This window comes from uncultured Faecalicoccus sp., assembly GCF_944325745.1.
GTDB lineage: Bacteria > Bacillota_I > Bacilli_A > Erysipelotrichales > Erysipelotrichaceae > Faecalicoccus.
On sequence record NZ_CALVBG010000009.1, the window covers coordinates 24167 to 35324 of the forward strand.

Genomic DNA, 11158 nt, shown 5'->3' on the forward strand with positions numbered 1-11158 from the left:
AAACCTTATTTTGGTAATTTAAATGAGCTTTTCAAAGATACGATACGGTTAAAGACAAGGTGATCTTCGGTCGTATCTTTTTCGTCAACACAGAAATACCCGTTTCGAACAAACTGGAATTTGTCTTGTTTCTGGGCGCCTTTGACAAATGGCTCGACGTAGCACGTTTCAACGACCTTACATGAATTTGGATTCAAGTTCAAGCTGCCGTCTTCATTGTAGACTCCTTTTTCTTCGTCGACGAGGTTTTCATAAAGACGAGCCGTAGCCTGTATGCAATGATGGACAGGGACCCAATGGATCGTTCCCTTGACTTTACGTCCCGTAAAGCCGGAACCGACCTTGGTTTCCGGATCATAAGTCGCATGAACCACGGTCACATTTCCGTTTTCGTCTTTTTCAAAGCCGGTACATTTGACAAAGTAGGCATTCATCAGACGAACTTCGTTGCCGACGAAAAGCCGGAAATATTTTTTGACAGGATTTTCCATGAAATCTTCTCGTTCGATCCACAATTCTCGTTCAAAAGGAATTTGTTTTTTGCCGGCGTTCGGATCATCCATATTGATGCTTCCTTCCACCATTTCAAATGTATCTTCTGGATAATTGTCGATCACCAGTTTGATGGGATCCAAAACCGCCATGACACGCGGGGCCTTAGGTTTCAGATCTTCGCGCAGGCAGTATTCCAAGTACGCATAGTCACTGGAAGAATTGGCCTTGGTGACACCGATCAGACTCATCAACATCTGGATCGATTCTGGTGTAAAACCGCGGCGGCGCAAGGCGGCAATCGTCACCAGGCGCGGATCGTCCCATCCATCGACGATCTTTTCATCGACCAGGCGCTTGATATAACGTTTCCCGGTGATGACATTGGTCAGATACATCTTGGCAAATTCGATCTGTTTGGGCGGCTGTTCAAAACCGACTTCGCGAACAACCCAGTCATACAAAGGACGATGATCTTCAAATTCCAAAGTACAGATGGAATGGGTTACGCCTTCGATCGCATCTTCGATCGGATGCGCAAAGTCATACATGGGATAGATCACCCATTTGTCGCCGGTATTGTGATGAGTTTGACGGGCAATTCGATAAATGATCGGATCCCGCATATTGATGTTTGGAGAAGCCATATCGATCTTGGCACGCAATACCTTGGCTCCATCTTCAAATTCGCCGTTTTTCATCGCTTCGAAAAGCTGAAGATTTTCCTCAATTGAGCGATTGCGGTAAGGGGAATCTTTTCCCGGTTCTGTCAAGGTGCCGCGGTAAGCGCGGATCTGTTCTGGATCCAGATCGCAGACATACGCTTTGCCTTTTTTGATCAGCTTCACAGCGGCTTCATACATTTGATCATAATAGTTGCTGGCGAACTTGACTTCACCATCATAGTGGGCACCGAGCCATTCAACGTCTTTTTTGATGGATTCCACAAATTCGACTTTTTCTTTGGTCGGGTTGGTATCGTCAAAACGAAGATAGAATTTTCCACCATATTCTTTGGCCAGTCCATAGTTCAACAAGATACTCTTGGCGTGCCCGATATGCAGATATCCGTTTGGTTCCGGCGGGAAGCGGGTCACGACCGAACGATAGGTGCCGTTTTGGAGGTCTTCATCTATGATTCGTTCAATAAAATTTTTTCCTTCATTTGTTTCCATGGGACTCATCCTTTCGTGTTACATCAGTATATCATACCCGTTTTGGTTTTTCATTGGGATTTTGGCTGGCGAAAAGCTCTTTCCAAAGAGCCACAAAGGTACCGGGCTGCAAGGTGCCGTTGGCAACCAGGATCTCAAATACATCCCCGTTCCAGCGATAAGAATCCGGGCTGTCGACAAAGCCGTTGCGATAGTAAAACGCTTTCCGGCGTTTGCGCTGGTCCAGATTATCACATTCTACTTGATCGGATTCCACATCGATCGCAATGATCGACTCTTTTTTCTCTTCTTTGATCCATGCCAGGATCTGAGAACCTAGACCATGGCTGCGAAAAGCCGGATCAATGGCCAGATAGCGAACCTGGCAAATGCCTTTATAGTCCAGACAGTCGATCATTCCCGCCAGTTTCGTGTGCTCAGGATCGGCATAGACACCGACCAGATGAGAGCCGGGCCACCGCAACAAGTCCGCGTACGGGACGCGTTCTTTTGGGGGGAATGCATCGAGATAGAGATCGAGGATCTGAGGATCTTTTGTGGTTGTTTCCTTATAATATAATTCCATGTCTCTCATTCTATCATGTTTTCAGAAGGAGTTCAAAATGGTACAATACGTACCATGAAGAAACGTAAACAAATTCGCTGGGGACGGCTGCTGATCGTACTTTTGGTCCCCCTGATCGCAGTGGCGGCGATCGGGATCGGAATCCGGAAAATCTTTTTTGACAAGCCAGAACCCTATGATCCTGCACTTTTTGTCTTGGAAGGGGATCGCATGAGCTATCAGGATCCTGCCTATGAAACATCGATAGGAATCGATGTCAGCGAACACAACCAGCAGATCGACTGGGGGCAAGTGGCAGACGACGGCATAGAATTTGCCTTTGTTCGCCTGGGTTATCGCGGCGGGATCGAAGGAAAACTTCATGAAGATGAAACCTTTGCGGCTAACGTTCAGGGAGTGCAAGATGCCGGTCTGGAACTGGGCATTTACTGGTATTCCAGTGCAATCGATCAAAAGGAGCTTCAAGAAGAGATCGATTTTGTCTTGGAAAGACTGGAAGGAATTCAGATCGATCTGCCGGTGGTCTACGATATGGAGATCTTTGATCATGATCAGGGACGGATCAACTCCTTGAGCGCGACAGAAAAAACCGATTTGGCCTTGCGCTTTTGCGATGCGATGGAAAACGCCGGCTATGAATCGATGATCTACGGCAACTATACTTGGCTGCATGAGCATCTGGACCATGAGCGGATCCTTGATCAAGCCATCTGGTATGCCGCGTATCAGGAAACCCCGGATATGACCGAACATTTTACGATCTGGCAATATTCGCAGACGGGGCAGGTAGCCGGGATCCAAGGCGATGTCGATCTGAACATCCGCCTGAAAGAGGTGTAGAAATGGAAATTACGGTATTGATTGAAAATACAGGACCGCCGATGTTCTATGCAGAACATGGTCTGAGTCTTTTGATCGAACAAGAAGGAAGACGATATTTGTTGGATGGCGGACAAAGCGGAGATTTTTTAAAGAATGCCCAAAGTCTGCAGGAAGATCTGGGGCGGATCGATCATACGATCTTGTCACATGGACACTATGATCACGGCAACGGTTTTCTGGCTTATCTGAAGCGGTATCCTGACCGCAAGATCTGGGCCTCTCATACGATTTTTGAAGACTATTATTCCGGTTCGAAAGGGCAGATCCACTATATTGGATTGAGTCCAGAACTGAAAGTTCTTCAAGACCGATTTCAATTGATCGACAAAGATACGCGCATCGATGCACAAGGGGTATTGATTCTCGATGAGGTCGATAAAGATCTAGAAAGTTTGCGAATGAAGAAAATGTATCGCAAATGCCATGATCAGTTTGTACCCGATACTTTTTCGCATGAGTTAAGCTTGGTGTTCGATACCCCCAACGGGCTGGTCATTTTCAACAGCTGTTCCCATGCGGGATTGCGAAATATCGTGGAACCGATCCGTCGCAAGATGAATCGTCCGGTTTATGCCTATATAGGGGGACTGCATATGAAGTCGCTTCAAAAAGATGAACAGGGCACCAGCTTCTCCCAGGAACAGATCCAGATCCAAGCGCAATACATTCAAGAATATATTCGATATGTTTATACCGGGCATTGTACCGGAGAGATCTCTTATCAGCTTTTAAAAGAGATCTTGAAAGAACAAATCCAGCCTTTGACAACGGGACAAAGAATCAAGCTTTAAAATGGAGGGATGAATAATGGCTTGTACGACAATATTAGTAGGAAAAAACGCAACCTATGATGGTTCCTGCATGATTGCCAGGAACGATGACTCTGCGGCAGGCTCTTATACGGCCAAAAAATGCGTCGTGGTGCATCCGCAAGAACAACCGAAAAAATATGAAAGTGTGATCTCGCATGCGATCGTCGATCTTCCCGAAAACCCGATGCGCTATACCGCGGTTCCCAATGCGGTGGAAGGAGAAGGAATCTGGGCAGCCTGCGGTGTCAATGAAGCCGGCGTCGGCATGAGTGCCACGGAAACGATCACGTCCAATCCTCGGGTCTTAGGGGCTGATCCCCTGGTGGCTTATGATCCGCAAACGCAGACGCCGGGCGGAATCGGAGAAGAAGATTTTGTGGTCCTGGTCTTGCCTTATATCCGCAGTGCTAGAGAAGGTGTGCTTCGTTTAGGATCTCTGCTGGAGAAATACGGGACGTATGAAATGAACGGGATCGCTTTTTCGGATGGGGATGAGATCTGGTGGATGGAAACGATCGGGGGCCATCATTGGATTGCCCGCAAGGTCCCTGATGATGTTTATGTGGCGATGCCGAATCAGTTTGGCATCGATACTTTTGATCTGGAAGATGCCTTAGGCAAGCAAGAAAATTATTGCTGCTCAAAAGATTTGAAAGATTTTATCGATCGTTTTCATTTGAATCTGTCTTTCGATTCTGAGTTTGACCCACGGGCTGCATTTGGTTCCCACGATGATGCGGATCATGTGTACAATACACCTAGAGCCTGGTATATTGAGAAAGTTTTGAATCCGCATACCAAAAAGTGGGAAGGAGAAGGAGCAGACTATACGCCGGAATCTGATGATCTTCCCTGGTGCATGTCTCCGGAGAAAAAGATCACGGTCGAAGATGTAAAATATGTTCTTTCTTCCACTTTCCAGGGAACGCCTTATGACCCTTATAAAGGATATGGCGATCGCTCTCAGGCAGGGATGTATCGTTCGATCGGGGTCAACCGCACAAGCTTTTTAGGTCTGATCCAACATCGGCCAGACAAAGAGGTCTTGGAATGGATCGCGTTTGCGTCCAACGCATTCAACGTGATGCTTCCTTTCTATCCGCAAGTCTCTCAAATGCCGGCCTATGTAGCGAATACGACGGCAGAAGTGACGACAGAAAACTTTTATTGGACCAGCCGCATGATCGCTGCCATGGCGGATGCCAGTTATAAACAGTCGCACAATCTGATTGAGCGCTATCAGAACAAGGTGGCGGCCAAAGCGCATGAGATCGTTTATAAAACCGATGAAAAACTCAAAGAAATCACCGATCCATCCCAACGTCAAGCCATTTGTGAAGCAGCCAACGAAGAGATCTGTGCCATGGCCAGAGAATGTGCGCAAGATACATTGGGCAAGGTCTTGTTTGCGTTGACTGAGCAGATGAAAAATGCTTATGCCCGCAGTGACGCCTAGACGTTGATGTTTCTTTTTTATCGTGCTATAGTGGACTTGGTGATAAGATGAAGATGCTCAAACAAAGAGGGACAAAAGAATAGGGTTTGTGAATAACAGTTCTGCGCTTTTTTGTGTGTTTTGTTTGAGACGTTGATGCATTAAAAATGAAAAATAGAGAAATGACCGGTACTGTTTGTGCCGGCTTTTTTTTTATGGGTGGAGGTGATTTTATGGCTAGGATTCAAGTGGAAGATCTCAGTTTTTCTTATGATGGAAGCGAACCCATCTTTGATCATGTCAATTTTTCGATCGATACCCATTGGAAACTGGGATTTGTGGGCCGAAACGGGCGAGGAAAGACGACGTTTTTAAATTTACTGATGGGGAATCTGGAATATCAAGGAAAGATCTTGTCTTCGGTTCCCTTTGATTATTTTCCTTTTTCGATCCCGGATCCGACCCAGTGGATATCGCAGATCGTATCGCAGTTTGCTCCGATGATCGAAGACTGGGAGATCTTGCGGGAATTTTCCTATCTGGAATTGGACCCGATGATCTTGGAGCGTTCGTTTGACGGCTTATCGCAAGGGGAAAAGACAAAAGTGATGTTGGCGATCTTGTTTGTTCGTCCGGGCAATTTCTTGTTGATCGACGAACCGACCAATCATTTAGATCGGCATGCGCGCAAGGCCTTGAGTGACCATCTGAGAAGAAAACAAGGCTTTATCTTAGTGTCACATGATCGCGAGGTTCTGGACGGCTGTGTCGATCATATCCTGGCTATCAATCGTCATTCGATCGAAGTCCAAAGCGGGAACTATTCCACTTGGTTTTCGGCATTTGAACAGAAACAAGAGCGTGAAAAAGGTGAAAATGAACGCCTGCGAAAAGAACTTCGCCGCTTGCAGGAATCGGCTTATCGAACGGCCGGCTGGTCCGATCGTATCGAGGCTTCCAAAATAGGGGCGGCTGATAAGGGATTTGTCGGGCATCGCTCTGCCAAAATGATGCAGCGGTCAAAAAATATCGCGCGAAGAAAAGAAGAGGCGATGAGGCAAAAAAAGGGATTGTTGAAAGATGTCGAAACAACGGAACCTTTGACTTTTCAATGTCTGATTCATCCTTCAAAAACGCTGATTCACGCCCAAGATCTTACGGTTTTTTATGATCAGGATCCGCTCTTTCTTCCGGTTTCCTGGGATCTGCATGCCCACGACCGGCTGTTTTTGGAAGGCGGCAACGGAAGCGGAAAAAGTTCACTGATCCAGGCAATTCGTCAGGAAGGAATCAAAACTTCCGGCTCGTTAGAAAGGGCAAGCCATCTGAAGATTTCTTATGTCAGTCAAGATCCTTCTTGTCTGCGGGGGTCTTTAAAAGCGTATGCCGCCCAATATGATATCGATCTCAGTTTATTCCTGAGCATTCTTTCAAAAATGGGAATCTTGCGAAATCAATTTGATCAAGATCTAGAATCTTATTCTGATGGACAAAAAAAGAAGGTCATGTTGGCGCGCAGTCTATGTGAATCGGCCCATCTGTATATTTGGGATGAACCGCTCAACTTCCTGGATATTTACAGCCGGATCCAACTGGAAGAAGCAATCCTGGCTTGTCAACCGACCATGATCTTGGTGGAGCACGATGCCTTCTTTCAAAAAAAGATCGCCACGAAAGCGATCGTATTAGAAAAATAAGTTAAATAGAACGATCGTCCATAAAGTCGATCGAATCTTTCAAGATCATCTGGTTTTGGATGCGGTCCAGGTTGTAGATACAGCCGTACAGGACATCGATCATATACTGCATTGCCATATGACTGGCATATTGCGAGATGCGATCCCGCAATTGTTCATTGTCACTCAGAGAAAGATGGATATCTGCCTTCAGAGATGAAGAATTTTGTCCTACTTTAGAAATCAAGATCACAGGCACTTTCTTCTCTTTGAGCTTTTGGATGATCGGTGCCAAGAAAGAAGCTTTTCCGGAATAAGACAGGCAAAGTGCGACATGGCTGGAATCGCTGGCCAAGGCACATAAGCGCTGGGAATAAAAGGAAAGCGGCAAGTTGACCATATGGCGGATCGTCATCATCTTGTCCTGAAAAGATTGCGCTACACTTGTGTTGTGGGCATGGGTATAGATGTCGATCACTTTGGCCCGGTGCAAAAGGTGGGCAGCCCGTAAAAGTTCTTGTTCCTCTAAACAGGCCAATGTATCTTTGATCGTTGTTTGATAAAGGGTTTGGATCTTTTTGGCGATCTCTAAAGGGGGATCCTTGGCCAGAAAAGGATAGTTCACATCAAAAGATCCCTGCTGGTCAGGGTCTTCAAAGTTTTCTTTGGCCAGCTGAACTTTCAGCTCATTAAAACCGCGATACCCCAGCTTTTTACAAAGCCGAAGGATCGTGGATTTTGAAGTATAGGAAGATCGGGCCAATGTCTGCAGATCTTGTTCGGTCACTTCCTTCCGGTGAGCGAGGAGGTAATGGGCTAATTCCGATTCCAATGGTGTCAGATCGGATCGGGAAAGAATTTGTTTTTCGATTTTCATAACTTCATCATAGCACAGAATTGATGATACAATGAATGCGAAAACGAGGTGGATGTTTATGGAAAGCCGGCAAGTGGAACAAGTGTTGGAAAAAGTACGAGAGATCGGCCAGACGTTAAAGGGACAAGTCGATTATCAGATCGATCAAAAAAGCGGGATCCAGGATCTGGTGACCTCGATGGATAAGAATACCGAAATTGCGTTGCGGCAATGCCTTCAGGAAATTACGCCGGGCTGTACTTTTATTGGCGAAGAAGGAACGCAGCAGATGAGCGAAAAAGTATGGATCCTTGACCCGATCGATGGGACGACCAACTTCATCAATTCTCAAGAAGGATATGCGATCTCATTAGGATATTTTGAAGAATCCAAGCCGGTCTTGGGAATCGTTTATGATGTCGCATCGGAAAAGCTCTATCATGCCTTTGCACAGCGTGCTTACATCAACGGCCAGGAAATCGCAGATTTACCTGCCGTCCGTTCGTTATCGGAAAGCGTGTGGGATGCCGGTATGGCGACCATGCATAAGAATCCCAAGCTTTTTGATTTGTGTCGGATCACCCGAGGACATCGGGAACTGGGAAGTGCTGCACTGGCAATCATCAAAGTCGCTTTGGGGAAATTGGATTTTTATGTTACGGAAAATGCCAAGTGCTGGGACTATGCCGGCGGGATCCCGTTCTTGATGGCGTGTCAGGGTACTTTGTGGATGCGGGATGACTTCTTTACGTGCACACCCAACTTGGTCTTGTTTGCGCGTAATGAAGAAATCTTGGAACAGGTCAAAAGTTATTTGAAATAATGATTGTTTCTGAAAAAAGACTCAAGTACAATACGCTTGAAAAGGGTAGGTGAAAACAATGGAAAAGGCAAAAGTTTATTTTACAGATTTTCATACAAAAGCTTTTGGAGATGGACTACCGACAAAACTTCAAAAATTACTTCGTCGTGCCGGTATTGCGGATTTAGACATGGATGGTAAATTTGTCGCAATCAAGATGCATTTTGGGGAATTAGGAAACATTTCCTACTTGCGTCCCAATTATGCACGTGCCGTTGTGGATGTCGTGAAAGAATTAGGGGGAAAACCTTTCTTGACCGACTGCAATACGATGTATCCCGGCAGCCGTAAGAACGCTTTGGAGCATTTGGAATGTGCCTGGCAGAATGGGTTTACGCCTTTGACGGTAGGATGTCCGGTGATCATCGGAGACGGATTAAAAGGAACCGATGATATAGATGTTCCGGTCCAGGGCGGAGAATACATCCAAAACGCCAAGATTGGGCGAGCCATCATGGATGCCGATGTGTTTATTTCTTTAACGCATTTCAAAGGACATGAAATGACGGGCTTTGGAGGAGCTATCAAAAATATCGGGATGGGATGTGGATCGCGTGCCGGAAAATGCGATCAGCACAGCAGCGGCAAACCGCATATCATCGAAGAATCTTGCCGGGGCTGCCGTCAATGCCAAAAAGAATGTGCCAATGACGGTTTGGAATTTGATGAAACCACACGCAAGATGCATGTCAACCAGGAGAACTGTGTCGGCTGCGGCCGCTGTTTGGGGGCATGTAATTTTGATGCGATCAAATTCGATAATGATGCGGCCAATGCGCTTTTGAATTGTCGTATGGCCGAGTACACCAAAGCGGTGGTCGACGGCAGACCTTGTCTGCATATCTCTTTAATTGTCGATGTGAGTCCAAACTGTGACTGCCACGGAGAAAACGATGTACCGATCCTGCCGAATATCGGCATGTTTGTTTCGCGGGATCCGCTGGCTTTGGATCAGGCTTGTGTGGATGCCTGTATGGCGGCCAAACCGTTGCCGGGCAGTCAATTGGCAAGGCATCTGGAAGATCCGGAGTTTGAGGATCATCATGATCACTTCACGAATTCTGCACCGGAATCCGAATGGCGAAGCTGTTTGGATCATGCCGAAAAAATCGCCTTGGGAACGCGTGAATACGAACTGATCAAAATGTAAATGAACAAACGTTTAGGAAGAATGATTCTTCGTAAACGTTTTTTTTGTTTGTTGAGGATTCCTGGACAGAATGGTAAAATATACCCGTTTTATAGGGAAATTATTATGAAAATCGTAGAGAAATATGGAGGAACCAGTGTAGGATCGATCGAACAGATCCAGGCCATTGCGCAGCATGTCAAAGCGATGAAAGATGCCGGTCATACTTTGATCGTTGTGGCCAGTGCCATGGGCGGCATGACGAATAAACTGATCTCGCTGGCTTCTCAAGTATCTAATCATATGAATAAAAGAGAGCTGGATTCGCTTTTGTCGACGGGGGAACAGCGTACGATCACTTTGTTGGCGATGGCCATTGATGCCTTGGGTGTGCCTGCCATCTCTTTGACCGGGTATCAATGTGGCTTTATCACCAGTCATCACCATGCCCATGCCCGTATCAAAGACATTGACTTGACCAACGTTCAAAAACATTTGGAAGAAGGCAAGGTCGTTGTCGTCGCCGGCTTCCAGGGAGCTACCGAAAATGGAGAGATCACAACGTTAGGACGAGGAGGCAGCGACACGACCGCGGTGGCTTTGGCCGCCAAACTGGGCTGGGAATGTCATATTTATACGGATGTCAACGGAGTCTATACGATCGATCCCCGGCTGTATCCTTCGGCAAGACGACTGAAAGAGATCAATTATGCCGAGATGATGCAGATGGCGTGTTTAGGCTCGGGGGTCTTAGAAACGCGCAGTGTGGAATTGGCCGGGAAATATCGGGTCCCTTTGTATTTGGGAAAAGCTCTGGAAGGGGATAAGAAGAAAGGAACGTGGATCATGGAAAAAACGAAACGGCTAGAAGATATGCCGATCACGGGAATCAGTGTCAAAGATGATTATGCGATCATGCGCATCAACCATATTGAAAATGACGGCGTGTTCCTGGGGCGGCTGTTTCAAGTGATCGCGGATCTGAATATCAATCTGGATACGATCTCGCAACAGCTCGATGATGAAGGAAAAGCCAATTTTTCTTTCTATTGTACGGAGGAGCAAAGCCGGACGATCATGGAAAATATGGATAAGGTGGGAGAAAACTATCCGGTCACAAGAATGTTGGGATTTATCAAACTTTCTTTGGTCGGCTTAGGCATCTCGACCCATAGCGGGATCGCATCGAAAGTGCTTAATACTTTAAAAGAAAATGAGATTCCTTATTATATGATCACTTCCAGCGAGATCTCGATCTCATTGACGATCGATGC

Annotated in this window: 10 protein-coding genes; 7 read left to right on the forward strand and 3 right to left on the reverse strand. The window is 46.3% G+C overall.

The window, feature by feature from the left end:
- Positions 1-5: 5 nt before the first annotated feature.
- Positions 6-1667 carry a glutamine--tRNA ligase/YqeY domain fusion protein gene (locus Q0J48_RS02105; protein ID WP_296241166.1) on the reverse strand — a complete coding sequence of 554 codons (1662 nt, stop codon included), beginning with the start codon at positions 1665-1667 and terminating at the stop codon, positions 6-8.
- 31 nt (positions 1668-1698) lie between these two features.
- Positions 1699-2232: a GNAT family N-acetyltransferase gene (locus tag Q0J48_RS02110; RefSeq protein WP_296241168.1), complete on the reverse strand. Its 534-nt coding sequence runs from the start codon at positions 2230-2232 to the stop codon at positions 1699-1701.
- Positions 2233-2286: 54 nt separating this feature from the next.
- On the opposite strand from Q0J48_RS02110, the gene Q0J48_RS02115 reads away from it, so the two are divergent.
- From Q0J48_RS02115 to abc-f, 4 genes are all read left to right on the forward strand, one after another.
- Positions 2287-3072 carry a glycoside hydrolase family 25 protein gene (locus Q0J48_RS02115; protein ID WP_296241171.1) on the forward strand — a complete coding sequence of 262 codons (786 nt, stop codon included), beginning with the start codon at positions 2287-2289 and terminating at the stop codon, positions 3070-3072.
- A 2-nt stretch (positions 3073-3074) separates the two neighbouring features.
- Positions 3075-3905 carry an MBL fold metallo-hydrolase gene (locus Q0J48_RS02120; RefSeq protein WP_296241173.1) on the forward strand — a complete coding sequence of 277 codons (831 nt, stop codon included), beginning with the start codon at positions 3075-3077 and terminating at the stop codon, positions 3903-3905.
- A gap of 16 nt (positions 3906-3921) precedes the next feature.
- On the forward strand, positions 3922-5382 hold the full coding sequence (locus tag Q0J48_RS02125) for a C69 family dipeptidase (RefSeq protein ID WP_296241175.1): 1461 nt from the start codon (positions 3922-3924) through the stop codon (positions 5380-5382).
- Between the two features lie 212 nt (positions 5383-5594).
- Positions 5595-7058, forward strand: coding sequence for a ribosomal protection-like ABC-F family protein (gene abc-f, locus Q0J48_RS02130; protein WP_296241176.1), 1464 nt, complete (start codon positions 5595-5597; stop codon positions 7056-7058).
- 1 nt (position 7059) lies between these two features.
- Here abc-f and Q0J48_RS02135 read toward each other — a convergent pair whose 3' ends face one another.
- Complete coding sequence (locus Q0J48_RS02135) at positions 7060-7914, reverse strand: MurR/RpiR family transcriptional regulator (protein WP_296241177.1); 855 nt, start codon at positions 7912-7914, stop codon at positions 7060-7062.
- Positions 7915-7972: 58 nt separating this feature from the next.
- Between Q0J48_RS02135 and Q0J48_RS02140 the strand changes: the two genes are divergently transcribed.
- The 3 genes from Q0J48_RS02140 to Q0J48_RS02150 form a co-directional block, all read left to right on the forward strand.
- Complete coding sequence (locus Q0J48_RS02140; RefSeq protein ID WP_296241179.1) at positions 7973-8716, forward strand: inositol monophosphatase family protein; 744 nt, start codon at positions 7973-7975, stop codon at positions 8714-8716.
- A gap of 58 nt (positions 8717-8774) precedes the next feature.
- Positions 8775-9905: a DUF362 domain-containing protein gene (locus Q0J48_RS02145; protein WP_296241181.1), complete on the forward strand. Its 1131-nt coding sequence runs from the start codon at positions 8775-8777 to the stop codon at positions 9903-9905.
- Positions 9906-10010: 105 nt separating this feature from the next.
- Positions 10011-11158, forward strand: a 1148-nt coding sequence (locus Q0J48_RS02150) for an aspartate kinase (RefSeq protein ID WP_296241183.1), incomplete at its 3' end; no start/stop codon positions are given.

Coding starts and splice junctions, on each gene's coding strand:
- Q0J48_RS02105 (WP_296241166.1), bottom strand. CDS start 1,667: ATGGAAACAAATGAAGGAAAAAATTTTATTGAACGAATCATAGATGAA.
- Q0J48_RS02110 (WP_296241168.1), bottom strand. CDS start 2,232: ATGGAATTATATTATAAGGAAACAACCACAAAAGATCCTCAGATCCTC.
- Q0J48_RS02115 (WP_296241171.1), top strand. CDS start 2,287: ATGAAGAAACGTAAACAAATTCGCTGGGGACGGCTGCTGATCGTACTT.
- Q0J48_RS02120 (WP_296241173.1), top strand. CDS start 3,075: ATGGAAATTACGGTATTGATTGAAAATACAGGACCGCCGATGTTCTAT.
- Q0J48_RS02125 (WP_296241175.1), top strand. CDS start 3,922: ATGGCTTGTACGACAATATTAGTAGGAAAAAACGCAACCTATGATGGT.
- abc-f (WP_296241176.1), top strand. CDS start 5,595: ATGGCTAGGATTCAAGTGGAAGATCTCAGTTTTTCTTATGATGGAAGC.
- Q0J48_RS02135 (WP_296241177.1), bottom strand. CDS start 7,914: ATGAAAATCGAAAAACAAATTCTTTCCCGATCCGATCTGACACCATTG.
- Q0J48_RS02140 (WP_296241179.1), top strand. CDS start 7,973: ATGGAAAGCCGGCAAGTGGAACAAGTGTTGGAAAAAGTACGAGAGATC.
- Q0J48_RS02145 (WP_296241181.1), top strand. CDS start 8,775: ATGGAAAAGGCAAAAGTTTATTTTACAGATTTTCATACAAAAGCTTTT.